At 66.8% G+C, this 25,196-nt stretch carries 21 protein-coding genes; 5 read left to right on the top strand and 16 right to left on the bottom strand.

The window, feature by feature from the left end:
• Positions 1-71 precede the first annotated feature (71 nt).
• From AC3A6I_RS07380 to AC3A6I_RS07350, 7 genes are all read right to left on the bottom strand, one after another.
• Positions 72-1,730 (bottom strand): nitrite/sulfite reductase, encoded by a 1,659-nt coding sequence (locus AC3A6I_RS07380; protein WP_487543036.1) that lies wholly within the window; start codon positions 1,728-1,730, stop codon positions 72-74.
• Positions 1,717-2,022: a DUF2849 domain-containing protein gene (locus tag AC3A6I_RS07375; RefSeq protein WP_487543035.1), complete on the bottom strand. Its 306-nt coding sequence runs from the start codon at positions 2,020-2,022 to the stop codon at positions 1,717-1,719. Before AC3A6I_RS07375 ends, AC3A6I_RS07380 begins: the two co-directional genes overlap by 14 nt.
• A gap of 3 nt (positions 2,023-2,025) precedes the next feature.
• Positions 2,026-3,417, bottom strand: a complete 1,392-nt coding sequence (gene cysG, locus AC3A6I_RS07370) for a siroheme synthase CysG (RefSeq protein WP_487543034.1) — start codon at positions 3,415-3,417, stop codon at positions 2,026-2,028.
• A 186-nt stretch (positions 3,418-3,603) separates the two neighbouring features.
• On the bottom strand, positions 3,604-3,984 hold the full coding sequence (locus tag AC3A6I_RS07365; protein WP_487543033.1) for a type II toxin-antitoxin system VapC family toxin: 381 nt from the start codon (positions 3,982-3,984) through the stop codon (positions 3,604-3,606).
• Positions 3,981-4,223 (bottom strand): type II toxin-antitoxin system Phd/YefM family antitoxin, encoded by a 243-nt coding sequence (locus AC3A6I_RS07360; protein WP_487543032.1) that lies wholly within the window; start codon positions 4,221-4,223, stop codon positions 3,981-3,983. Before AC3A6I_RS07360 ends, AC3A6I_RS07365 begins: the two co-directional genes overlap by 4 nt.
• Positions 4,224-4,281: 58 nt before the next feature.
• Positions 4,282-4,602, bottom strand: a complete 321-nt coding sequence (locus AC3A6I_RS07355; RefSeq protein WP_487543031.1) for a 2Fe-2S iron-sulfur cluster-binding protein — start codon at positions 4,600-4,602, stop codon at positions 4,282-4,284.
• Positions 4,603-4,680: 78 nt separating this feature from the next.
• A complete protein-coding gene (locus AC3A6I_RS07350) occupies positions 4,681-5,067 on the bottom strand; it encodes an Hpt domain-containing protein (RefSeq protein WP_487543030.1) in 387 nt (128 codons plus the stop codon).
• Positions 5,068-5,407: 340 nt separating this feature from the next.
• On the opposite strand from AC3A6I_RS07350, the gene AC3A6I_RS07345 reads away from it, so the two are divergent.
• The gene (locus tag AC3A6I_RS07345) at positions 5,408-10,708 is read left to right on the top strand and encodes an apolipoprotein A-IV repeat region-like domain-containing protein (RefSeq protein WP_487543029.1); all 5,301 of its coding nucleotides are present in this window, start codon (positions 5,408-5,410) and stop codon (positions 10,706-10,708) included.
• 278 nt (positions 10,709-10,986) lie between these two features.
• On the opposite strand, the gene AC3A6I_RS07340 is transcribed toward AC3A6I_RS07345, so the two are convergent.
• The 3 genes from AC3A6I_RS07340 to AC3A6I_RS07330 form a co-directional block, all read right to left on the bottom strand.
• Positions 10,987-12,192 carry an MFS transporter gene (locus AC3A6I_RS07340; protein WP_487543028.1) on the bottom strand — a complete coding sequence of 402 codons (1,206 nt, stop codon included), beginning with the start codon at positions 12,190-12,192 and terminating at the stop codon, positions 10,987-10,989.
• Positions 12,193-12,200: 8 nt separating this feature from the next.
• Positions 12,201-13,424 (bottom strand): MFS transporter, encoded by a 1,224-nt coding sequence (locus AC3A6I_RS07335; protein WP_487543026.1) that lies wholly within the window; start codon positions 13,422-13,424, stop codon positions 12,201-12,203.
• 305 nt (positions 13,425-13,729) lie between these two features.
• On the bottom strand, positions 13,730-14,770 hold the full coding sequence (locus AC3A6I_RS07330; RefSeq protein ID WP_487543024.1) for a glycosyltransferase family 4 protein: 1,041 nt from the start codon (positions 14,768-14,770) through the stop codon (positions 13,730-13,732).
• Between the two features lie 251 nt (positions 14,771-15,021).
• Here AC3A6I_RS07330 and AC3A6I_RS07325 point away from each other — a divergent pair, with 251 nt between their 5' ends.
• Positions 15,022-15,210, top strand: a complete 189-nt coding sequence (locus AC3A6I_RS07325) for a hypothetical protein (protein WP_487543022.1) — start codon at positions 15,022-15,024, stop codon at positions 15,208-15,210.
• Between the two features lie 29 nt (positions 15,211-15,239).
• A complete protein-coding gene (locus AC3A6I_RS07320; protein ID WP_487544999.1) occupies positions 15,240-16,238 on the top strand; it encodes a LuxR family transcriptional regulator in 999 nt (332 codons plus the stop codon).
• Positions 16,239-16,247: 9 nt separating this feature from the next.
• Here the strand turns inward: AC3A6I_RS07320 and AC3A6I_RS07315 are convergent, their stop codons facing one another.
• A complete protein-coding gene (locus AC3A6I_RS07315) occupies positions 16,248-16,844 on the bottom strand; it encodes a TetR/AcrR family transcriptional regulator (RefSeq protein WP_487543020.1) in 597 nt (198 codons plus the stop codon).
• Between the two features lie 77 nt (positions 16,845-16,921).
• Here AC3A6I_RS07315 and AC3A6I_RS07310 point away from each other — a divergent pair, with 77 nt between their 5' ends.
• Entirely contained in the window at positions 16,922-17,857 is a 936-nt protein-coding gene (locus AC3A6I_RS07310) for an SDR family oxidoreductase (protein ID WP_487543018.1), read from the top strand.
• A 10-nt stretch (positions 17,858-17,867) separates the two neighbouring features.
• Here AC3A6I_RS07310 and AC3A6I_RS07305 read toward each other — a convergent pair whose 3' ends face one another.
• The 3 genes from AC3A6I_RS07305 to acs form a co-directional block, all read right to left on the bottom strand.
• The gene (locus tag AC3A6I_RS07305; RefSeq protein WP_487543016.1) at positions 17,868-18,683 is read right to left on the bottom strand and encodes a UDP-2,3-diacylglucosamine diphosphatase; all 816 of its coding nucleotides are present in this window, start codon (positions 18,681-18,683) and stop codon (positions 17,868-17,870) included.
• 446 nt (positions 18,684-19,129) lie between these two features.
• On the bottom strand, positions 19,130-20,209 hold the full coding sequence (locus AC3A6I_RS07300; protein WP_487543014.1) for a glycoside hydrolase family 3 N-terminal domain-containing protein: 1,080 nt from the start codon (positions 20,207-20,209) through the stop codon (positions 19,130-19,132).
• Between the two features lie 228 nt (positions 20,210-20,437).
• Positions 20,438-22,381, bottom strand: a complete 1,944-nt coding sequence (acs, locus tag AC3A6I_RS07295; protein WP_487543012.1) for an acetate--CoA ligase — start codon at positions 22,379-22,381, stop codon at positions 20,438-20,440.
• Positions 22,382-22,536: 155 nt separating this feature from the next.
• Here acs and AC3A6I_RS07290 point away from each other — a divergent pair, with 155 nt between their 5' ends.
• A complete protein-coding gene (locus AC3A6I_RS07290; protein ID WP_487543010.1) occupies positions 22,537-23,103 on the top strand; it encodes a hypothetical protein in 567 nt (188 codons plus the stop codon).
• Positions 23,104-23,548: 445 nt separating this feature from the next.
• On the opposite strand, the gene AC3A6I_RS07285 is transcribed toward AC3A6I_RS07290, so the two are convergent.
• Both AC3A6I_RS07285 and AC3A6I_RS07280 read right to left on the bottom strand, forming a co-directional pair.
• On the bottom strand, positions 23,549-24,250 hold the full coding sequence (locus tag AC3A6I_RS07285; RefSeq protein WP_487543008.1) for a YjbE family putative metal transport protein: 702 nt from the start codon (positions 24,248-24,250) through the stop codon (positions 23,549-23,551).
• A 179-nt stretch (positions 24,251-24,429) separates the two neighbouring features.
• Positions 24,430-25,077, bottom strand: coding sequence for a PEP-CTERM sorting domain-containing protein (locus AC3A6I_RS07280; RefSeq protein WP_487543006.1), 648 nt, complete (start codon positions 25,075-25,077; stop codon positions 24,430-24,432).
• Positions 25,078-25,196 lie beyond the last annotated feature (119 nt).

The raw sequence follows: 25,196 nt of genomic DNA, 5'->3' as shown, positions 1-25,196 counted from the left end.
CACCATCGCAAACGGAGATCCCCGCTTTCGCGGGGATGACCCGGTGGGTAGGACGAGCTTGCAGGCCGACTTCAAACATTGCCGTACAGCGCCTCCTTGAAGGGCTGCTTGCCGAGGCGGCGGAAGGCGGCGATGAAGGGTTCGCTGGGGCTTTCGCGGCGGGCGATGTAGGTGTCGACCAGGCGCTCGATGGCATCGGGCACTTCCTCGACGACGAAGCCGTGACCGAGGATGTCGCCGATCGCCGCCTGCTCGGTGGCATCGCCGCCGACGGTGATCTGGTAGAGCTCGGTGCCCTTCTTCTCGACGCCCAGGATGCCGATGTGGCCGACATGGTGGTGGCCGCAGGCATTGATGCAGCCCGAGATCTTGATCTTGAGGTCGCCGATCTCGGCCTGCCGCTCGGGGCTCTGGAATTTCCGCGTCAGTTCCTGCGCCAGCGGGATGGAGCGGGCGTTGGCCAGCGCGCAGAAATCGAGGCCGGGGCAGCAGATGATGTCGGTGATCTGGCCGGCATTGCCTTCGGCGAGGCCGTGCTCGACGAGGATGCCGAAGACCGCCGGCAGGTCGGTGACCTTGACGTGCGGCAGGACGATGTTCTGCTCGTGGCTGACGCGCAACTCGTTGTGCGAGTAGCGCTCGGCAAGGTCGGCGATCACGTCCATCTGCTTGTCGGTGGCGTCGCCGGGGGCGCCGCCGACCGGCTTCAGCGAGATGGTGACCGAGGCATAGCCGGGCTGGCGATGGCCGTTGAGGTTACGCTCGAGCCAGCGGGCATAAGGCGGGTTGAGGATCTTTTCGCGCGGGATGTCGACGCTGGTCTCGTTGACCAGCTCGTAGTCGGGCTCGGCGAAGTACTTCGTGATGCGGTCAAGCTCGTCCTGCGGCAGGTGCAGGACGCCGCCCTTCACGTGGGAGAATTCCTCCTCCACCTGCGAACGGATCGACTCGATGCCTTCCTCGTGGACGAGGATCTTTATGCGCGCCTTGAACTTGTTGTCGCGGCGCCCGTAGCGGTTGTAGACACGCAGGATGCTCTCGAGATAGGCGAGCAGATGCTCGTGCGGCACGAACTCGCTGATCTGCTTGGCGATCATCGGGGTGCGGCCGAGGCCGCCACCGACCCAGACTTCCCAGCCGATCTCGCCCTCGGCACTGGTCGTTGCCTGGAGGCCGATATCGTGGAAGCGGATGGCGGCGCGGTCGTGCGTGGCGCCCGACATGGCGATCTTGAACTTGCGCGGGAGGTAGCTGAACTCGGGGTGCAGGCTCGACCACTGGCGCAGGATCTCGGCGACCGGACGCGGATCGATGATCTCGTCCGACGCGGCACCGGCGAACTGGTCGGTGGTGATGTTGCGGATGCAGTTGCCCGAGGTCTGGATGGCGTGCATCTCGACCGAGGCGAGATCCTCGAGGATCTTGGGGATATCGCGCAGCTTGGGCCAGTTGAACTGGATGTTCTGGCGCGTGGTGAAGTGGCCATAGCCGCGATCATAGGTGCGCGCGATATGGGCCAGCATGCGCATCTGGTTGCTGTTCATGGTGCCGTAGGGCACGGCGATGCGCAGCATGTAGGCGTGCAGTTGCAGATAGAGGCCGTTCATCAGCCGCAGCGGGCGGAACTGGTCCTCGTTGAGCTCGCCGGTCAGGCGACGGGCCACCTGGTCGGAAAACTGCGCCGTGCGTTCCTTCACGAACGCGGCGTCGAACTCGTCATATCGATACATGGCCGTCCTCGTCGAGATGCTGGCGGTCGAAGCGCGGGGCGGTCGGGCCCTCGGCGCGGATGCGCTCGCGGATGCGGTCGGGGTGGATGACCCCGTCCACGAGCTTCACGGTTTCGACCTCAAGGGAAACAATGCGCCCGGTCTTCCTGGTGGCGGCGAGCGCGGCTTCGCGGGCCTCGAGCTCGTCCTTGCCGAACAGGCGCGCCTGCTGCAGTTCTTCGACCCATTTGCCGTCGGCGCTCAGATAGACCGCGGCGCCGCTCATCAGCTCATTGCCGGTGAGGATATCCATTCGTCATGCCACCTTGAATTCGGTTTGGGCGAACGCGATTGCGTCGCTCCAGTCGCCGTGCGCGATTGCCTCGCCCACGAAAATGATTGCCGGGCCATCCTCGAGCGCGACCTGGCCGCCGGCCAGCGTGCCGAGCGTGCCGCGATAGAGCATCCGGTCCTTGCGCCCTGCCCTGACGACGACGCCGACGGGAATCGTCGCGGCGGCGCCTTCGGCGATGAGGCGGGCGGCGGTTTCGGCGGCGACGGACTTGCCCATGTAGAGCGCCAGCGTCAGCCCGGCCGAGGCCAGCGAGGCCCAGTGATGCAGTTCCTCGGACTCGGCACCATGCGCGGTGGCGATGACAAAGCCGGTCGAGACCTTGCGTAGCGTCACCGGGGTCGCGGTGTCGGCGGCGGCGGCGAGCGCGGCGGTGACGCCGGGCACGATGTGATAGGCGATGCCCTCGGCCTTGAGCGCCTCGATCTCCTCGCCGGCGCGGCCGAAGATCATCGGGTCGCCGCCCTTGAGACGGGCGACGCGCTTGCCCTGCTTGGCGAGGCGAACGATGAGGCCGTTGATCTCGGCCTGGGTGAAGGAGTGATGGCCCTTGCGCTTGCCGACGAGGATGCGCTCGGCATCGCGGCGGCCCATCTCGACGGCGGCGGCGGGGACGAGGTGATCGTGAACGATCACATCGGCCTGCTGCAGCAGGCGCTGGGCGCGCAAAGTGAGCAAGTCCTCGGAACCGGGGCCGGCGCCGATCAGCCAGACGACGCCGGGGCTCTCGCCCTCGGCCGCATGCTCGGCCAGCAGGGTTTCGGCCTTTTCGGCGCCCTTGCCGCGCAGCATGGCGGCTTCGACTTCGGGCGAGGTCACCAGCTCTTCGTAGTAGCGGCGGGCACGGGCGCCGGGGAGGAGCGCGGCGACCTTCTCGCGCATGGCGCCGGCGAGGCGGGCGAGCGTGCCGAGATTGGGCGACAGCCCCGCTTCGATGCGGGCGCGGATCAGCCGGGCCAGCACCGGCGCATCGCCTTCGGAGGCGACGGCGATGGTGACGGGGGCACGGTCGATGATCGCCGGGGTGTAGAAATCGCACTCGTCGGGCTGGTCGACGACGTTCAGCGGGATGCGGGCGGCGCGGGCCGCGAGCTTGGCGGCTTCGCCATCGGGGCCGTGGTCGGCGACGAAAACCAATGCCGCATCAACGAGATCGGCGGCTTCGAAGGGGCGCGCGAGAACGGTCACCGGCAGATCGGCGAAGTCGGCTTCGAGGTGATTTGAGACAATGACGACCGATGCAGTCGTCTTAACAACCAGTCGGGCCTTGTTGAGGGCTTCTTCTCCACCGCCGACGATGACGATGCGCTGACCCTCGACTTTGTAGCTGACAGGAAATGTTGTCAGTTCACCCATTGGCGGCCTTTTCGGATGGCGCGATACATACTCACTTCCAAGCAACGGAGCAAGCTATTGAAATTCAATAGCTTTAATGTTTCCCGGCGGCGGGATGGATTGGAATTCAGTTGGGGCGGAATAGCGCAGGCCGGGAAAAGAATCCACGGCGTTGCTGCGGCGTGGAATGATGGGGGCGGCGGAGTGCTAGATGACGCTGGCGATGTCGGTCTGGGAGAAATCGTTGCCGGTGAAGAGAAGCGGTAGCCGCTCCTGCTTTGCCGTGACGTATGAGAAGCAGTCGCCGAAGTTGAGTGCGGCGGGATGCAAGCCCTTGCCCCACTGCCGGTAAGCCAGTTGGGCGTCGTATGCCGTTTCCGCGGTGACGGGAACGATCTGCGGCGCCAGCAGCTCGATGAGCCGGCGCATCTCGCCGCCGACCCCTTTCCACTCTGAGGTGACGAAGCACTCGACGAGCGTTCCCGCCGACATGCAGGTGCGGTTCTCGTCGAGCGCATTGATACACGCATCGCGCGCCGGCTCATGCTTGATGATGGCGACCAACGCCGAAGTGTCGACGACGATCACTTGGGCAGACCTGCCTCGTCATACATGTCGTCCCAGTCGCCGGGCTTCATCTTGGCCAGCGCCTGCCGCGTAAGCTCGTCGATCAGCGCCCGATCCAGCTTGCGGGGAGCTGGCTCCTCCACTGGCACCATCTTGACGGCTGGTTTGCCGTGGCGGGTCAGGACGATGGTTTCGCCCCGCTCGGCGCGGCGGACGAGATCGGTGAGTTGTGCCTTGGCTTCGGTGATGGGGACGTTCATGGCAACCTGGTCCAACATTCTAGACCAGAAATATGGACCATTATCTGGTCCATTTCAATCACCCCTGGCGTGACGGGACGTGGACGACCAGGCCGTCGAGCTCGTCCTTGACCTTGATCTGGCAGGACAGGCGCGAGTTCGGCTTGGGCTCAAAGGCGAAATCGAGCATGTCTTCCTCCATCATGGAGGGGCCGCCGACGGTCTCGGTCCAGGCGTCGTCGACATAGACGTGGCAGGTGGCGCATGTGCAGGCACCGCCGCACTCGGCGATGATGCCGACAACGCCGTTCATGATGGCGGTTTCCATCACGGTCGAGCCGACCTCGCCCTCGGTTTCGCGCCGTGTGCCGTCGGGTTCGATATAGGTGATGCGGGGCATGTCAGGTCTTCATGGAGATAACCTGCCGGGTATAGGCGCGGCCCCTGCCCCGCGCAAGCCGCGTCGCCGGCGGTGCGGCTATTCGGCTCCGACCAGGTCGCGGATGAAGTCCTGGCACTCGGCGACGGCGCTGGCGATGGCGAGCAGGAGCGCCGGATCGATCGGCTGGCCGGCCCGCAGCATGTCCTCGGCCTCCCTGGCGCGATCGCGCACCACGGTGGCGCCGATGCCGGAGGCGGCGCTCTTGAGGGTGTGCAGGTGCTCGATCAGCTTTTCGGTGTCGACGCTGGATTCGATGCGGGAGAGATAGACGCCGGACATGTTGGCGTAGAGGCGCAGCACCTCCTCGCGCAGGCCGGGATCGCCCATGGTCTGGTGGTCGAGATGGTCCATGTCGATCGGGCTCGGCTTGTCCACCGCGCTCGACGCACCGCGCCCCGCTTTGACCACATTGCTACGTGCCATTGCCCGACCTTCCCGCTACGACGCGCCCTGCAGCGGGCGCTTTCGAGAACGGTAGCGAGGGGGGATGAAGGCGAGGCCAAGCGAATGGATACAAGTTTAGCCACGCCTTTAACGGGCCGCATTCCCACGGGAAATTAACCTTCCGTTAAGAATGCATTCGGTTTGGCTCAAATTGTATGTAAGTTTGAGCCTACCTAGCGTGCGGCGGCGCGGGGGCGACGGGTCAATTGCGGCATTTTGAATCGCATTTTACCCAATTTGGACGGCATACCGGAACCCGGGTCCTGTCCAATGCCAGCTCTAGTGCCGCCCGAGTGCCGATGCGAGAGTTGTAAAGAGTATGGCAAAGAAGAGCTCAGCCCCCCAGAACGACCCCGCGACCCTGGCATTTTCGGCCGTCGAGGACGCGCTGAAGGATTCGGTGTTCGCCAATCTGGACAAGCCGGAGGCCGAAGAGGCCCCCGCCGTGGCCGAGAAGCCCGCGCCGCGGCCGATGCCGCGCGACAACTCGGCGCGTTCCGAGCGCCAGCGTGCGGCCGACAAGTTCGCGGCGCAGACCGGCTCGGTGGCCAATGACGACCGCTTCCCCTCGTCCAAGATTCTCTACGGCCTGCAGTCGCGTTCCTCGAACACGCCGACCATGGTCGCAGGGCTCATCGCCGCCGGCTGGGTGGTGGCGATCATCCTCGTGGCGCTGATCCGCAACGGCGGCGAGCTGGGCGATCCGCGGTTCTGGGGCTCGAACGACTTCATCGGCCTTGTGGCGCTGGCCGTGGTGCCGGTGCTGGGCATTTTTGCCATCGCCACCCTCGTCCGGCGCGCGCAGGACCTGCGCAACGCGGCGACGGCGGTGACGCAGGCGGCGATCCGGCTTGCCGAACCCGAGACCACGGCGTCCGAGAAGGTCGCCTCGGTCGGCCAGGCCGTGCGCCGCGAAGTGAACGCGCTCGGCGATGGGCTGGAGCGCGCGCTGTCGCGCGCCGGCGAGCTCGAGGTGATGATCCACAACGAGGTCACCGCGCTCGAACGCACCTATTCGGACAATGAATCCCGCATGCGCGCGCTGATCCAGGAACTGGCCAGCCAGCGTGAAGCGGTCATCACCAATACCGAGCGCGTGCGCGAAGCGATCACCGAGAGCCACACGGGCCTGGTGTTCGACCTCGACATGATTTCGCAGCGCATTGCCGGCACGATCGTGGAATCGGGCGGCAACCTGACCAAGGCGCTCGAAACCGCCGGCAACTCGCTGAACGGCGCGTTCGGCGAGCGGACCGAGAGCTTCGTGTCGCTGATCGACCAGCGCACCAGCCACCTGCTGGTGGCGCTCGACGATTCCGCCTCGCGCCTCAACATCACGCTCGAGGACCGTGCCGGCACGATCTCGGGCGCGTTCGAGAACCGCACGCAGGAGCTCAGCAACGTCATCGACACGCGCCTGTCCTCGCTGACCGAGGCGCTGGACAGCCGCGCCGTGACGCTGTCGGACGCGATCGACAACCGCACCTCGTCGCTGGCGAAGCTCCTGAGCCAGGGCGGCATCACGCTGCTCGACCAGCTGCGTGACCGTGGCCATGAAGTGTCGAGCGCGCTCGACATGATCGGTACCCGCATCGCGTCGGACATCACCGGCCGCGCCCGCGAGGCCGAGCAGCTGCTTTCGGGTCTTTCGCATCAGCTCGACGAGCAGGTGCAGATCCAGGTCAACTCGATGGAGAGCCGGCTGCAATCGGCGATGATCGAGCTTTCCGGCGCCCTCGACGACACCACCGAACGGGCCCGCGTGACCCTGACCGGCGCCGGTTCGCAGAACCTCGCGCAGTTCGACAGCCGCCTCGACGAAATCGCCAGTGCCATCGACGGGCGCCTCGCCTCGCTCGACGGCGTGATCGGCGACAAGGGCGAGCGGCTGATCGCGGCGCTCGACAAGAACAATGCCAGCTTCGCCGCCCGGGCCAACGTGCTCGAGATGGCGCTCGACGAAAAGAGCGAGCAGTTCAACGAGGTGGTGACGCAGCGCACCCGTGAGATGACCGAGACGCTGGGCCAGCGCACCAAGCAGATCACCGAGGCGATCGCCAGCCGCAGCCAGGAAATCGCATCGGCGCTCGAGGGCCACACCCAGATCATCGCCGATGCCTTCGACGGCCGCACCGAGCTGCTCAACGACACGCTGCGCAGCCGCCACGACGAGCTGAACGCTTCGTTCGACAGCCGCGCGCAGCTGATCGACGAGACGCTGCGCGGCCGCCACGGCGAGCTGAGCGCGGCGCTGACCGAGCATGTGAAGGCGTTCGACGCGACCATTGCGGGCCACGCCCGGCAGATGGACACCAACATCATCACCCATGCGCAGGCCGTCGACGTGGCGCTGGGCAACCGGGTCGACCAGTTCGACCGCATCCTCACCGACCGCACCAAGGAATTCGCGGACGCGGTGGCGACCCGCACGCAGGAGCTGGACCAGTCGGTCACCACCCGCACGCAGGAACTCGACCAGGCCGTCGCCGCCCGTGCCCAGGAGCTCGACCAGACCATTGCGACCCGCACCCGCGAGTTCGAGCAATCGGCGCTCAGCCGGACGGATGCGCTCGACCAGTCGGTGGCGACCCGCACCCAGGCACTGGACCTGGCGCTGCAGCAGCATGCCCAGCAGATCGGGGACAGCCTCGACACCCGCACCCGCACCATCGATGCGGTGCTACAGCAGCATGCCCAGCAGATCGGCGACAATCTCGACACCCGCACGCAGGCGCTGGCGACGACGGTTTCGGCCCGCACCGCCGAACTCTCCGAGGCACTCAACACCCGGACGCAGGAGCTGGCCAGTACGCTGGGCACGCACACCGCCGGGCTGGCTGCCGCGATCGGCGACCGCACGACGGAGCTGGCCAACACCATCGAGAGCCAGGCCGCTTCGGCGCGCGACCGCATCGACAGCAGCGTACGCAATGTGTCCGACGTGATGTCGGAACGCGCCGGCGCCGTGGCGTCGCTGTTCGAAACCAAGACCTCCGAGATTAGCGAAGGGCTGAACCGCGGCCTCGACGCAGCCATCCTCAAGATCGCCGATGCCGAGACCGGCGTCACCACCCGGATCGATGCGGCTTCGGCCACCGTGGGCGACAGCGCACGCCGCGCCGCCGACATCATCGAGACCGGCGTCAACTCCGCTCGCAAGGCGATCACCGACCTCGTCGACCAGCGCCTGGGCACCCTGCCCGAGGCGATCACGGCGCGCGCCGACATCACGGCCGAGCGGCTCGCTTCGCTCAACACCGCGATCAACACCGCGCTGGTGCAGTCGATGACCGACCTCGAGGCCGGTGCCGACCGGATCGAGGAGACCATCTCGCGCCGCATCGTCGATGCGACCTCGGCGATCACCGAGGACGTGACGGCGACGGCCGACCGCATGGATGTGGCGGTGCGCAACGCGCTCGAGCAGATCCAGCGCGCCTCGGGCAATATCGACGAGCTGATCTCGATCAAGGCCGTGGCCGCAGCCGACGCGATCGGCGGCAAGGTGGCCGAGATCAACCGCGTGGTGAGCGAGCAGACCGACGCCTTCTCGGCGCTGGTTTCGGACCGCACGGCGCAGCTCGAGATGAGCCTCGCCAACCACGGCAACGTGCTGCAGCAGGCGCTGATCACCAATGCCTCGCAGGCCGAAGACCTGATGAGCATTTCGACCTCGCGCATCCTCACCGACGTGACGGCGGCGCTGGGCAAGCTCAACGACTCCAACATCCTGCTGCAGAAGGTGCTCGACGCCTCGACGGCGAACCTCGCCAACCTCGAGACCAGCGTTTCGGCGCAGACCGCCAGCTACTCCAATACCGTGCGCGAGGCGATCGGCTCGACCGAAGAGGCCGGCCGCATGGTGACCGAGCATGTGACGGCGCTGCAGACCTCGATCCGCACCATGGTGGGCGAGTTCGGTTCGATGCTGGGCAATCTCGATGCCGAGGCGCGCAGCCTCGATACGGCGGCGCAGAACCTCAGCGCCACCGGCGCGACGACGCTCACCAATCTCGACGAGCGCCGCGCGGCGATGGACGAACTGGCGCAGGCCTTCGTGTCGCGCGCCGACGAGATCGACATGCGCATGCGCGGCTTCGCCCACTCGATCTCGGAGACGGTGGAAGAGACCGAGCAGCGCCTGGTTTCGGCGCGCGAGTCGATGGAGCAGCTGCTCGCCTCGACCACCTCGGGTGTTGCCGAAACGCTGGAAAGCGCGTCGGGCACCATCCATGCCGCCATGAGCGACACCACCGGCCAGCTGCAGAGCGTGCTCTCGAGCAATGCCGAGCAGGTGCAGGCCGCCCTGTCGGAGAGCACCGGGCAGCTGCAGAGCGTGCTCACCGAGACCGCCGAGCGCGTGCAGAGCTCGCTCGCCGAGACCACCGGCCAGCTGGAAAGCGTGCTGGCGAGCACGGCCGAAAAGGTACAGGGTTCGCTGGCCGAGACCACCGGCCGCCTCGAGGACGTGCTGACCGGCACGACCGAGAAGGTGCAGGGTGCGCTCTCGACCGCGACGACCGAGATGCAGAGCGTGCTCGGCAAGAGCACCAATCTGCTCGAAGAGGCGCTGGAAGGCACCTCGCGCCGGGTGGCGACCCAACTCGGCTCGTTCACGGACACCGCGTCCAACGAGAGCCAGCGCGCCGCCGATGCCCTGCGCCAGACGCAGGCGACGATGATCCTCGAAATGCAGCAGGCCCTCGAAGCCGCGACGCAGCGCTTCAACGAGACGGCGAGCGCCATGCGCGCCACTGCCAAGGAAGTGGGCGCCGAGCTCGAGAACACGCGCTCCGAACTGGCGCGCGGCGTGATGGAGCTGCCCGAGGAGACCAAATCGAGCGCAGCAGCGATGCGCCGCGTGGTGGCCGAGCAGATCGAGGCCCTGGCCGAGCTCAACGCCATCGTGCGGGCCCAGCCGGCCACGCACGACCTCAACGACCGCCGCCCGGCGGCGCCGACCCGCGCTTCGATCGTGCGCGAGGAGGCCCCGGCTCCGTCGCGGCCCGAGCCGCGCCCGGAACCGGCGCGTGCGCCCGAGCCCCGCAACACGCCGCGCTACGACATTCCGGTGAGCACGGTTGCGAGCGCACCGCGCCCGCAGCCCGCGGCGGAACGGCCTGCGCCATTGCCGACCCCGGCCCCGGCCGCGCGTAGCGAAGAAGGCGGCGGCTGGCTGCGCGACGTGCTGCGCAATGCATCGGGCCCGAAGGAAGCGGCTCCGGCTGCTTCGGCGCCCGCCGCTGCTCCGGCCCCTGCCCCTGCACCGTCCGCCCCACAGCCGCAGAACCTGTCGACGCTGACCGAGGAGATCGCCCATGCGATCGAGCCGGGCCCGCTGGCGGATGCCTGGCAGCGGTACCAGGCCGGCGAGCAGAACGTGTTCTCGCGCCGCATCTACACGCTGGGCGGCCAGGCCACCTATGACGAGGTCCGCCGCCGCCTGCAGCGCGACGCCGATTTCGCCCGCACGGCAGCCACTTACATGGCGGAGTTCGAGCAGTTGCTGAAGCGCGCCGCTGCCGGCTCCAACCCGGCAGGCGAGAGCCGCGAGTACCTGCTGAGCGACCGCGGCCGGGTGTACACGATGCTGGCGCATGCGAGCGGCCGGCTGGGGTAAGCCCGCCAGCGATGAAATGAACAAGGCCCTCGCGAGCGATCGCGGGGGCCTTGTGGTTTGGGGGGACGAGTTGGTGCAGGGCTCACCCTAGCCCTCGAGCTCGGCGTGGGGGCGCCAGCCGATGCGCCACGAAGTAGATGGTGGTTGCGACACCATGGCGGGAAGTTGCCCAACTTTGCACGCCCGGCCGCACCTCAGGATGGGCCCCGGCCTGCGCCGGGGTGACACGGTGGTAGTGAAAGCGGGCGGGCCAACACCCACGGACAGGTTCGTCCGCCCTAGCCCAGCCGCGCCTCTCCCGGCTGTTTCGGGCTTTGCATTCTGATCGACAGCCAGATCAGGGCAGCGCCGAGCGCGGCGAAGGCGGCGGCGATGAAGTAGGCCTGGGCGCCGATGAGGCCCATGAGCCAGCCGAAGGCGATGAGGCAGACGACCACCATGGCTTGCTGCAGCATCTGGAAGAAGCCCTGGACCTCGGCGGCGATGTGGTCGGAGGTCCAGTTGGCGATGAAGTGCATGCAGCCGAGATAGCCGAGCGCGAAGGTGATGGCGTTGAGGGCCTGGAGCGGGATCAGCCAGATCAGATCGGGCTGCAGGGCCATGCAGGTCCAGCGGAACACGGCGGTCACGGCGGAGGCGAGGATCAGCGTGCGGGCGGAGAAGCGGCGGGCGAAGCGGGCGAAGACGAACATCAGGCCGGCCTCGGAGAGCGCGCCGACGGCGAGCAGCGGGCCGATGATATCCTCGGGAAAGCCCTGCTCCTTCCACAGCAGGCCCTGGAAGGCGTTGAGGATGATGTGGGTGCCGAAGACCATGGCGAAGCCGACCAGCGGCAGGATGAAGAAGGGCTTCATCACTTCGCGCAGGTGGCGGGCGCCGTGATCGGCGGGCGCGGCGGGCTCGCCGGCAGTGGTGGCCCGAAAGCGCGGCAGGCCGAAGGCGGCGAATGTGCGCAGCAGCGACAGGCCGATGAACAGCGGCAGGAAGATGCCGCCGCCGAGCCAGGCGATGATGAAGCCGGTGAGCGTCAACATCAGCATGTAGCCGACCGTGCCCCAGGCGCGGATGGGGCCGAACTGGGTGCCGCGGCGGCGCGTGAGGCGCAGGGTGGCGGCGTCGACGACCGGGCCGACGAGGCCGCTGGGCAGCGTCAGCAGCGTCCAGACGAGCAGGATGCTCCAGAAATCGTGGGCGAGGTAGAGCGCGAAGGGCGTGATGCCGGCGATGACGGCGCCGATGACGATGACCTGCTTCCAGTCGGGCGCGCGATCGGCGATGCGGCCGACGACGACGTTGAGCAGCAGGATCAGCAGCACCGGGGCGGCGTTGATGATGCCGATCTGATCCGGTGTCAGCCCTCGCCCGGCGAACCAGATACCGGAATAGACGGTGACCACCGCGGCCGACATGTATTGGATGAAATAGTAGACGGTGGCCTTGAACTCGGGCGTGAGGCGCGGTTCGGCGGCAGCGGCGGCGGTCATTGCTGGACTCAGGGAGCGGGGTCGGCGGCGACGAGCTGGTCGGATTGGACGGGATGGGCGGCCCTGGGCTGGAGGCGCAGCGACGCCAGGACGCAGAGCGCGCCGATGAGCGCGAAGCCGGCGGCGAGCAGCCAGGCACCGTGGCCGAAGGCAGCGACGCACCAGCCCATGCCAAGAATCAGCGCCACGGTGACGGCCTGCTGCAGCACATAGGAGAAGCCCTGCGCCTCGGCGGCGATATCGTCGGCGGTCCAGTTGGCGATGAAATAGACGCCGCCCAGGTAGCCGACCGCGAAGGTGATCGAGTGCAGCATCTGCAGCAGGAACAGCACCCAGAGCGGCGGCGCGAAGGCCATCGCCACCCAGCGCAGGACGCCGACGAGACAGGCGAAGATGATGATGTGGCGGGCGGATAGCTTCAGCTTCAGCCGGTTCCACACGAACATGGTGGCGGCCTCGGAGGCGGCCATGACGGCGATGAGCACGCCGATGAGGCCGGGCGAGATGCCCTGCCCGGTCCACAGCAGCGCACCATAGGCGCCGAGGCCGCCGTGGGTGGAATAGAGCAGCGCGACGCCGAGCAGGGTGAGTACGAACCACGGCTTCAGTACCTGGCGGAAGCGAGTGGCACCGTGCTTCGGGGCGGCAGCGGAGCGATCCTCGCCGTCGCGGAAGCGCGGCAGCTGGAAGGCGAGCAGCAGGCGCAGCAGCGCGAGGGCGACGAAGAGCGGCACGAAGGCGGCATCGCCCAGCCAGCCGATCAGCGGACCGGCGGCGAGGCACACCACCATGTAACCGACGGTGCCCCAGGCGCGCACCGAGGAGAAGCTGGTGCCGCGCCGCTGCGTCATGCGCAGGGTGGCGGCATCGATGATGGGAACGAGCGCGAGGCTGGCGCTCATGCACATGGTGTAGACGAGCAGGATGCCCCAGAAGCCCGAGAGGAAGAACAGGCCGATGGGGGCGACGCCGGCGATGAGCGAGAGCACGATGATGACGCCGCGCCAATCGGGCGCGCGATCGGCGATGCGGCCGATCAGCTGGTTGACCAGCAGCATCAAGAGCGGCGGGGCGGCATTGATGATGCCGATCTCATCGGGGCTGATGCCGCGATTGGCGAGCCAGATGCCGAGATAGACCGAGGCCACGCCGGTGGCGCCGAAAACGGTGAAATGGTACAGCGCCGCTCGCAGCTCGGGCGAAAGCCCGCGCGTGGCCAATGTCGACGACATCCGGATGTGCTCCCGGGGTGGGGAGAATCCCACCGCACGAACCGCACATGCCCATGACGCGGGGAAATAATCAACGGTGGCGGCAGGGCTGTAGCGTTATGCCGCTGGGGGTGTGGCAGGGGCGCTGGGGCGGGTCACTAGCTCCTGCGCGCGTGGTCGCCCCCTCCACCAGCTTCTCGGGCCTTTCGAGCATAGCTCTCAAGGCCTTCTCACCTAAAATCGCTCCACTGGAGCGATTTTGCCTTCGGCACGGCTCGAAGCCCCTCCCCCGCCACGCGGGGGAGGATCAGGGAGAGGCCGGTGGATCAGGCCGCGGCGGCCGGTACCACGTTACCAGTGGCGTGGCGGACGGGGACCAGGGTGTCGAGGAAGATGTCGGCGCAGCGGGACCAGGTGAAGGTCATGGCGTGGGCGCGGGCGGCGGCGCGGTCGAGCGTCAGGGCGCGGAGCACGGCGGTGGCGAGATCGGCGTCCATGGCGGCGGCCGCGGGATCGGTCAGGATGTCGCGCGGACCGGTCACCGGATAGGCGGCGACGGGGACGCCGGAGGCGAGGGCCTCGAGCATGACGTTGCCAAAGGTGTCGGTGCGGCTGGGAAAGACGAAGACATCGGCGGAGCGATAGAGCGCGGAAAGCTCGGGCCCGGTGCGGAGACCGAGGAATTTTGCGGCCGGATAGTTTGCCTTCAGCTCGGCGCGGGCCGGGCCGTCGCCGACGACGATCTTGGTGCCGGGGACGTCGAGGGCGAGGAAGGCTTCGACGTTCTTTTCGACCGACACGCGGCCGACATAGAGCAGATGCGGGCCGGGCAGATCGGTGAACTCGGTTTTCGGGCCGGGGGCGAAACCGGAGTGGTCGACGCCGCGGGTCCACAGCCGGACATGGCCGAAATGGCGGGCCGACAGCTCGTCCTGCAGCGAGGCGGTGGGCACCAGCGTCGCCTCGGCCGGCTCGTGGAACCAGCGCAGGAAACCATAGGTCCAGTCAGTAGGGATGGGCATGCGCGCGGCGACATATTCGGGGAAGCGCGTGTGATAGGAAGTGGTGAAGCGTAGGCCCTGCTCGAGGCAGACCAGCCGGGCGAGGAGTCCGAGCGGCCCTTCGGTGGCGATGTGGATGTGGTCGGGAGCCTCGCGCGAGATGGCATCGGCAATGGTCATGGGCATGACCAGCGACAGCCGTATCTCGGGATAGGTGGGCAGGGGAAAGGTCCAGAAGCCTTCCGGGGCGAGGTAGCTCACGTGGTGGCCGCGACTTCGCAGTTCCTGGCCGACCATCTCGAGGCAGCGCACCACCCCATTGGTCTGGGGCCGCCAGGCATCGGTGACGATCAGTACCTTACGCATCGGGCCCTGCCCTTCACGAGGAATGGCGCGGGTTTACGAGAGTCGCGTGACGCGGCGGTGAAGGGGCTGTGACGCTCCGATGACGGCGGCGGGCATTTATGACAACGGGCGAATAGAGCGTTAGGGCGATCGGCGGGGGCGGCTGGGCCGTCTAAACGGGACGACTATCGTGCCGCTGTCGTCCGCGCGCATGACAGGCGGGCGATCCGGTCCGTGTCACGGTGCTTGCAGAGCGAGCCCCGGAGGACAGCATGGACATTCACACTCTCGTCGCCGCGCATTTCGGACCCGACCCCCATCCGGCGCCGATGGATGCCAAGGCGGAAGACCGCTACTACGCGGAACAGTTCGAGATCCCGGAGCTGCGCCCGAGGCTTTGGGGACCTATCGTGCTGGCGGCCGGCGCGATGCTGTTTCTCGTCGCCCTCGTTCCTGGTTGAGTACGATGCTGGACGAAATCGGCCGTGCTATGGTGCGACCGGGGAAGGCCGTAGACGGCGGGATGGAGATGGGCGACGCCGACAAGGCCGCGATCATGGCGGTGATCCGCGCCGAGACCGAGGCGTGGCTGCAGCGCGATTTCGAAGCACTGGCGAGCCACTGGGTGCAATCGCCGCAGACCCGGCGGATGGAGGCTTTCACCTCGCTGGGGGTGCGAGTGGATGAAGGCTGGGACACGATTGCCGCCCGGCTGAAAAAGATTGTCGAGCGGTTCCCGGAGAAGCAGGATTTCGACGGACGCGTGCGCTGGGAAAAGGTCAACATCGTCATCGATGGCAACGTCGCCTGGATGACCTACGACCAGATCGGCAGCGACACCGGGGAGGACCGCAAGCGCCAGCTGCGCATCCTCCACCGCATCGAAGGGGCCTGGAAGATCGGGTGCCTGGTGATGATGGAGAGCAGCGTCGAGGAGGCGAACTGCCCGCTGATCGAGGTCGATATCGGGGCGCGCATCCTGTGGACGAACCGGCTGGCGCGGGAGCGGATCGGCGGGCATGCCGGACTGGTGGCGGATGCCGGCCGGCTGCGGGCCCGGCACCGCGAGCGCGACGCGGTGCTGCGCGATACGGTGCGGCTGGCGTTCGACGAATTGCAGAGCCAGAGGCCGCTGGCCGTGGCGCGCAAGCAGGCCTGGGCCGTCGCGCTGGGCGAGGACGAGGAAGGCACGCCGCTGCATTGCTGGGTGCTGCTCGAAGACGGCAAGACGCTGGTGTCGTTCGACGATGCAGCCACCCTCGCTCGGCGGATCGGTGGCGCGCAGGAGGTCTACGGGCTGTCCCCGGCCCAGATCAGGCTCGCTCGGCTGATCGTCGACGGTCACGACCTTGCGGCCGCCGCAGGCATCCTCGCAGTCAGCGTCAATACGGTGCGCACGCAGTTGCAGCGCATCTTCGACAAGACGGGCGTGCGCAGCCAGTCCGCGCTGGTCCGATCGCTGCTCAGCATCGACGCGCCGAACACGTAGAGCGGGATCTCAGGATTTCGGGGTCCGGGCCAAAGCCTCGAGCGCCGCATAGGATTCGCGCAGCAGCTCGGCGATGGGGCGCTGGCCATTGGCGCGGTTGAAGGCTTCGAGGGAGAGGCGCATGGCGCCGATGGTGAGGAGCGCGATGAGGCGGAGCTCGGGCTCGGGGGCGGGCCAGCGTTCGGCGAGGGCGGCGTAGAGCATGTGCTCGGCCTGCACGTAGGTCGCCTGCTTGCGGGCCTGGACGGCCTCGCTCGAACGCATCAGGCGATCGATGGCGAGCAGCTCTTCGGGCGGATAGGGCGCGGAGAGGCTCAGCAGGGCGTCGCGGGTGGCCTCGAGCGGCGGCTTGGTGGAGGGCTGCTGCGCCAGGGCAGCAACCAGCATCTCACCCATGCCCTGCTGCATGGAGAGCAGAATGTCGTCCTTGGACTTGAAATAGTGAAAGAAGGTGCGGCGCGAGATGCCGGCAGCCGCCGCGATAGCATCGAGCGTGGTGGCTTCGTAGCTCTGCTCGCCGAACAGCCGGATGGCGGCGTCGGTAATGCGCTGCAGCGTCTCGCGGCGCTTGCGCTCCCTTGCCCCCTCTCCCGCCAGCCCGCTCAATTCATCCCTCTTGAAATTCCTGCACTCAGTGCACTATTTAGATTGCACTCAGTGCAATATATGGAGAGGCAAGAGCGATGGCAAAGTGGACGGCGGCGGAAATTCCGGACCAGAGCGGACGGTTGGCGGTGGTGACGGGCACGGGCGGACTTGGGTTCGAGGATGCGCTGGCGTTGGCCAAAGCCGGCGGCGAAGTCATCATTGCCGGGCGCAATCCCGGCAAGGGGGCCGAGGCGGTGGCGCGCATACGGGCCGAGGTGCCGGCGGCGCGGGTGCGGTTCGAGCCGCTCGACCTGGCGCGCCTCAGATCGGTACGCGACTTCGCCGAGCGGCTGCGCCGGCAGGAGGAGCGGCTGGACCTGCTGGTCAACAATGCCGGGGTGATGGTACCGCCCCAGCGACAGGAGACGGCGGATGGATTCGAGCTGCAATTCGGCACCAATTATCTGGGGCATTTCGCCCTGACGGCGCAGCTTATGCCATTGCTGCGCAAAGGAAAGCAGGCCCGCGTGGTGACGCTGTCGAGCGTGGCGGCGCGGGCCGGGAGCATCGACTTCGACGACCTGCAGGCGGAGCGCGCCTACCGGCCGATGCCGGTCTACAGCCAATCCAAGCTTGCCTGCCTGATGTTCGCGTTCGAACTGCAACGGCGGAGCCTCGCGGAGGGGTGGGGTATCAGCAGCATCGCAGCGCATCCGGGGGTGTCGCGCACAGACCTGCTCCATAATGCGCCGGGCCGCGGCAGCGTCACCGGGGCGATGCGATCGCTGCTGTGGTTCCTGTTCCAGCCGGCCTGGCAAGGGGCGCTGCCGACGCTGTTCGCTGCGACCTCACCCGAAGCGGTGCGTGGCGGGTATTACGGGCCACATGCGCTGGGCGAAACGCGCGGCTATCCGGTGGCCGCAAAAGTGCCGCCGCAGGCCGAGGACAGGCAGGTGGCGGAGCGGCTGTGGCAGGTGTCGGAGCAGCTGGCGGGAGTGCGGTTCGAGGACGAGGTGGCGCGGGCGGGATAGGTCCCTGCCCTTACTGTTCCGGCGCCACAGGGGCGCGGCGAAGCCGCAGGCGGCGGGGCTTTCTCGGCTGGGGCGTTTCGGTCCAGTGGATGAGCTCGAGCACGCCGTCGAAGGTCTCGCACACGGCGGTGCAGCTTTCGACCCAATCGCCGGTATTGACGTAGTGGATGCCGAGCCGCTCGTGCATATCGGCGTAGTGGATGTGGCCGCAGATGACGCCATCGGCGCCGGAATCGCGGGCTTCGAGGGTGAGCGCTTCCTCGAAGCGGCCGATGACCGAGACGGCGTTCTTGACCTTGTGCTTGGCCCAGGCCGAGAGCGACCAATAGGTCAGGCCGAGACGGCGGCGGACCCAGTTGACGACGATGTTGATGCGGAGCGCGGCGCGATAGGCCCAATCGCCGACATGGGCGAGCCACTTGGCATGGGCGACGACGACGTCGAACTGGTCGCCGTGGATGACGACATAGGTCTTGCCCTGGGCCGTGGTGTGGATGGCGCGATCGACGAACTCGACCTCGCCGAAATAGGTGCCGAGATACTCGCGCAGGAACTCGTCGTGGTTGCCGGGGAGGACCACCACCCGGGTGCCGCTGAGCGCCTTGTCGAGGAAGATCTCGACGAGCTGGTGATATTCGGCCGGCCAGTGCCAGGTCTTGGCGAGGCGCCAGCCATCGACGATGTCGCCGACGAGATAAATGGTTTCGGCATCGTGCCAGCGCAGGAAATCGATGAGCTGGTTGATGCGCGTGGGCCGCATGCCCAGGTGCACATCGGAGATGAACAGCGCACGGACGCGCCGCGCCTCCCTCACCTCATCGTTCATGCTGCCGTCCTTGTCTGCCTGCGGTTCGCGGAGTTTATCCGCTCACCGCCGCCGGGTGGAGCAGTTTTGCGACTCCGCGCGGCTGAGGTGGGGAAAACGTGGGGCGAGCAATGATATGGAAATGCGACGGGGTGGTGACGGGGGCTGGTGAGCTGGTGCGCGGCATCGACCCCCTCTCTTGCGAAAACTAAGGCTTAGCGAAGGGCTAAACCTAAGTTTTCGCTTTCTCCCCCGCCAAGGGGGAGAAGCCTTCCACAAGCACCGAGTCCCGCAGCAATGCACCCTCTCCCCCCCTGGCGGGGGAGAGGCGAGACTTGCGAGCGTCAGCGAGTTAGTCGCAGCAGAGAGGGGCCTGAGAGGCACAGAGTTTGGGGTCGCCCCCTCCACCAGCTTCGCTGGTCCCCCTCCCCCGTGAACGGGGGAGGGATCACGGGGAGACCGGTGGATCAGTCGCCGATGCGCTTCTTCAGCTCGGCGATGCGGGCGTAGCTTTGCTCGATGCGGGCCTTGAAGGCCGGGTCGGCTTCGGCGTGCGCGACGAGGATGGCGCGGACTTCGTCGGCGAGGCTGGCGCGCGGCTTGGCGGTGTTCGAGAACAGCAGCACGTCGACGCCGGCTTCGACGGCGCGGACGACGGTCTGCTCGAGGGTGTAATGCTCGCGGATGGCGCCCATCTCGAGATCGTCGGTGATGACGACGCCCGTAAAGCCGAGCTCGCCGCGCAGGCGCTCCTCGATCCAGACGCGGGAGAAGCTGGAGGGAACGCCCGAGGGATCGACGGCGGTGTCGATCAGGTGGCCGACCATGACGAAGTCGCTATAGCCGCCCGCGATGAGGCCGCGATAGGGCGCGAGTTCGGCGTCGGTCCAGCTGTCGGTGATGTCGACATAGCCCTCGTGGCTATCGGCGGTGGACGAGCCGTGACCGGGAAAGTGCTTCAGCGAGGTGAGGAGCCCGGCCTGATGATGGGCGGCGATCACCTGCTCGGCATAGGCGGTGACCGTGTCGGCGTCCTTGCCGAAGGCGCGGCCGAATTTGGCGATCACCTGGTTGTTCGGGTTGACGGCGAGATCGGCGACGGGGGCGAAATTGACCGAAAAGCCCCAATCGGCGATGGCGTCGGCCTGGGCGGCGTAGAGCGGGCCGACCTTGTCGGCAGGCGTGGTTTTCGCGACCGTCTGGGCGTTGGGGATTTCCTTGAACCCCACCGCCTCGGTGAGGCGCTCGACCGAGCCGCCTTCCTGATCGAGGGTGATGAAGGGTGGCAGGCCGGCGGGCGCCGCGGCGCGGAAGGCCTCGTTCATGGCCTCGACATTGGTGCGGTTGGCGACGTTGGTCTTGAGGAACATCACGCCGCCGATGCCACCGGAGGCGATTTCCTCGCGGGCGGCGGCGACGCCCTTGTCATTCACCGAGTCCCCGGCAAAGCCGACGACGATCATCTGGCCGGCCATCTGCTCGAGCGATTGCGCGTAGGCGGGCGCGGACAGGGAAAGGATCGTCGCGAGGATCGTGGCGAGGCGCATGAAGTTGGGTCTCGGGGGAATCGGATGGTGGCATTGTGCATGGGAATGCGGCGAAGTGGTGGGGTGGGTGCTGACTGAGAGGGACGGCCCCCTCCCGGCCTCCCCCATGAAGGGGGAGGTGAAGGGGTGGATGGGGGCACCATCGTGCTTGGGGTCGCCCCCTCCACCAGCTTCGCTGGTCCCCCTCCCCCGTTGCACGGGGGAGGATCACGGAGAAGCCGGTGGTCGCTAGCGGTTCTGCCGGTTCTCGACCAGGTCGGTCACCACGCCGGGATCGGCGAGCGTGCTGGTGTCGCCCAGCGCGCCGTAGTCGTTTTCGGCGATCTTGCGCAGGATGCGGCGCATGATCTTGCCGGAGCGGGTCTTGGGCAGGCCGGGGGCGAACTGGATGAGGTCGGGGCTGGCGATGGGGCCGATTTCCTTGCGGACCCAGTTGCGCAGCTCGGTCTTGAGTTCGTCGCTCGCCGCTTCGCCGGCCATCAGCGTGACGTAGCAGTAGATGCCCTGCCCCTTGAGATCGTGCGGGTAGCCGACGACGGCGGCCTCGGCCACCTTGGGATGCGCGACCAGCGCGCTTTCGACCTCGGCGGTGCCGATGCGGTGGCCGGAGACGTTCAGCACGTCGTCGACGCGGCCGGTGATCCAGTAATAGCCGTCCTCGTCGCGGCGGCAGCCGTCCCCGGAGAAATAGTAGCCCTTGTAGGTCTCGAAGTATGTCGAGACGAAGCGGGCGTGGTCGCCGTAGACGCTGCGCATCTGGCCCGGCCAGCTGTCGGCGATGCAGAGCACGCCTTCGGCCTTGGTCTGCTCCTGCAGGCGGCCTTCGGGCGAGAGGACGATCGGCTTGACGCCGAAGAATGGCTTTGCGGCCGAGCCGGGCTTGGCCGGGATGGCGCCCGGCAGCGGGGTGATCATGTGGCCGCCGGTCTCGGTCTGCCACCAGGTGTCGACGATGGCGCAGCGCTCCTTGCCGACATGCTTGTGGTACCAGAGCCAGGCTTCCGGGTTGATCGGCTCGCCGACCGAGCCGAGGGTCCGCAGCGAGGGCATGTCGTACTTGTCGACGAAATCGGCGCCGGCGCCCATCAGCGCGCGGATGGCGGTGGGGGCGGTGTAGAAGATGTTGACCTGGTGCTTTTCCACCACCTGCCAGAAGCGCGAGGCATCGGGGTAGCTCGGAATACCCTCGAACATCAGGGTGGTGGCGCCGTTGGCGAGCGGGCCGTAGACAATATAGCTGTGGCCGGTGACCCAGCCGACATCGGCGGTGCACCAGTAGATGTCGCCATCCCGATAATCGAAGACACGCTCGTGGGTGAGCGCGGCCCACAGAAGGTAGCCGCCGGTGGTGTGGAGCACGCCCTTGGGCTTGCCGGTGGAGCCCGAGGTATAGAGGATGAACAGCGGATCCTCGGCGTTCATCGGCTCGGGGGCGCAGTCGGCTGGGACCGTCGCTTCCTCGTCGTGGTACCAGACGTCGCGGCCGGGCTTCATCTCCACCGGGTTGCCGGTGACCTTGACGACGATGACCCTGTCGACACCGGGGGTCTTCAGCAGGGCTTCGTCGACGTTCTTCTTCAGCGCGATGGTCTTGCCGCCGCGGCGGCCTTCGTCGGTGGTGATGACGATGCGGCTGTCGCAATCGTTGATGCGGCCGGCGATCGAGTCGGGCGAGAAACCGCCGAAGATCACCGAGTGCACGGCGCCGATGCGGGCGCAGGCCAGCATGGCGATGGCGGTGTCGATGACCATCGGCATGTAGATGGTGACGCGGTCGCCCTTCCTGACGCCGTTGGCCTTGAGCACATTGGCGAATTTGCAGAGGCGCTGGTGCAGCTCGCGATAGGTGACGCGGCCGTCGGTGCCGGGGATATCGCCTTCCCAGATGATGGCGGTCTGGTCGCCGCGGGTGGCGAGGTGCCGATCGACGCAGTTGGCCGAGATGTTGAGCACCCCGTCCTCGAACCATTTGATCGAGACGTCGGGATACTCGAAGCTGGTGTTCTTGATGATGGTGGGCGGCTTGATCCAGTCGAGACGCTGGCTCTGTTCCTTCCAGAAGCCGTCCGGATCGGCGAGCGAGCGCGCGTAGAGTTCCTCGTACTGCGCGGCCGTGGTCCGGGTCCGGGCAAGGGCCTCGGGGTTCGGCTGGAACACCAGGTCTTGGCTCATTGTTGCTTCTCCCTTTGGCGTTGTTTCTAGCCAAGGGGGATGGGCCGGGCAAGCTGACCACTTGTCGGCTTTAGGCCGATGGAAACCTTAGCGATAAACGCTTTCGCGGGCCTTTGGCGGCATAGTGCGGGCAATACCAATTGCTGGGGGCGAACATGCCGGAGCTTGGCTACCACGCCGCACGAGCGGACGAACTGGACCTGATCCACCGCGAGCTGATGGCGGTGATCGACGAGTCGCCGCACTACAACGAGCTGTTCAAGGCGCATGAGAAGGGCCGACTGACCAAGGGGTACCTGCGCGCGCTGCAGCGGGTCGACCCGTTCCACGTCATCATCCTGACGGTCGATGGGGTGGCCGGCGGCGGGCTGATCTCGGGGCCGGAATGCGGCTCGATCTTCCGCTACTGGAGCTGGATCTTCCCCTCGCACCGGCAGACCCGGCTCGGGCTGCACGGCATGCGGATCTTCGACGAGCACTGGGACAACGGCAAGTTCCACAAGGCCTTCACCTGGGTGCGGCCGGAGAACGAAGTCGCCCTCGCCCTGCTCCGCCGCTACGGCTACGAGCAGTCGGCACTGCTGCGCCAGCAGCTGTTCGGGCAGGACTACGTGGTGATGGAGAAATTCTACACCAAGGTCACCGACGGGTATGACCAGGGCATGAGCATGGGGCGGATCGCACGGTTCAGGGCGCGGGTGGATATGCTGCTGGGGCGGTGAGGTGGGCGGGCGGCATCGACGTGCCCTCCACAGACCCCCTCTCTTCTCGAAAACTAAGGACTTAGCTTCGCTAAGGTCCAAGTTTTCGCTTTCTCCCCCGCCTAGGGGGAGAAGCCTTCCACAGGCATCAGTGGTTGCAACGACGCACCCTCTCCCCCCTGGCGGGGGAGACGCGAGACTTGCGAGCGCCAGCGAGTTAGTCGCAGCAGAGAGGGGGTGCGGTGGCGCGCCGGTGGCTCCCACGACCCCCTCTCTTGCGAAAACTAAGGACTAGCTGTGCTAAGCCCAAGTTTTTCGCTTTCTCCCCCGCCTAGGGGGAGAGGGGCATCGAGGGTGCGGCGGCGCTTAGTGCGCTGCTGCGGGCGCCTCAAACGGAGATCCCCGCTTTCGCGGGGATGACACCGTGGGTAGGGAAGCGGCGGAGGCCGCTTCGGGCCGGTAACGCTTAGTGCGCCACCGCCGCCGCGACGGTCGTGTCCTTCAGCAGCGGGATGTACGGCAGGGTGTGGTCGAGCAGCTGGTCGGCGCCGTGGTAGAGCATGCGCACGGCGACGAACAGGATGACGGCGAGGCCGATCCAGGCGATCCAGCGATAGCGATGCAGCAGGCCGGCAACGAGGCTGGCTGCGACGCCCATCAGCACCACGGACAGGCCGAGGCCGAAGATCAGGGCGATCTCGTGATGCTGCGCGGCGCCGGCAACGGCCAGCACGTTGTCGAGCGACATCGAGACGTCGGCGATGATGATCTGCCAGACGGCCGCCCTGAGTGTCTTCTTGGGGCTCTTGGCGACGGTGCCATCGGCGTTGAGGTCGGTATCCGTCAGCGCCTCGGTGGCCTCATGCTCCTCCTCGTGGCTGACCGACAGCTCGCGGTACATCTTCCAGCACACCCACAGCAGCAGCAGACCGCCGGCGATGAGCAGGCCACCGCCGAGGGAAAGCAACTGGGTCGTGATGAGCGCAAAGCAAATGCGGAGCACGGTCGCCGCGATGATGCCGATCAGGATTGCCTTGCGGCGCACATCTGCCGGCAGGCCGGCGGCGGCGAGACCGATGACGACGGCATTGTCGCCCGCCAGCACCAGGTCGATCATGATGACGTTCACAAATGCCCAAAGTGCCGAGGGATCGAGGCCGAAGGGCATTTTGCGGGGTCACTCCGAGGAAGGGTTGCTGGCGGCTATGTAGAGGCCCGTGACGGACTTGTGAAGGCAGTCATTCCGCCAATACGCACATGTGGGGGATCGCTCCGCGCCGGGCTCGCCATATAACAAGAGGGGCAGGCTAGGCGGCCTGCCCCTCTTTCCATCCGATTGCCGACAGATCAGGCGGCGGCAGCAGCGCGCTTCTTGCGCCAGCCCACGAGGCCGAGCGCGGCGAGACCGGCGCCGAGCAGCGGCAGGGCCGCGGGTACCGGGACGGCGGCGAGGGAGCCCCCGTAGATTGCGGAAAAGCCGGTTCCTTCCTCCTGGATGAAGATCTGCACCCAGGACTGGCCGAAAGCACTCAGGATCGGCGTGACGAGATCGTCCGACGTCAGCGCCGCCCCAGTGGTGTCGGTGAGAAGCACCAGCAGTTGCACAGAGAATGCACCCAGCCCGGCGATCTCAATCGTTTTGGACGCAAGCATCTTGAAGGTGTCGGTAGCGTCGTTCACCAGATCGGTCTGAACAACTCCGCCCATGAGGTCCAAAGTGTAGCCGGCAGCACTGATGGTCGCGCCGAAGGCCGGGCCGAACGAGTCGTACCAGCCGACGAAATCAGTGAAGCTCGCGATGTCGACGGCTGTCTCATCGAACGAGAATGATGCGGAGAATGGCTCATTGACCAACTCCGGAAATCCGTCGTCGCCGCTGATGAAGCTGAGCGTGCCATCGAGCGGCACGGTCGTGATCGCCAGCGCCGGCGCTGAAGATCCGAAAATCACGGCGGCAGCGGCGACGCCGATCAGCCGTCCAATACCCCCAAACATCCGTTAACCCCTTCCCCAAGCGAGATATCAGCAAGTATCCATCGGCAATTACTGTCATTGTCAACGACTTATTGTTGATATCGATAGTCATGAGATAAACGTAGCCGGCGCCGGGGCGC

This window comes from Devosia sp. Soil_C_22 (assembly GCF_057657195.1).
The sequence above is the reverse complement of the archived record's forward strand: the minus strand, read 5'-3'. Positions and strand labels throughout refer to the sequence as shown.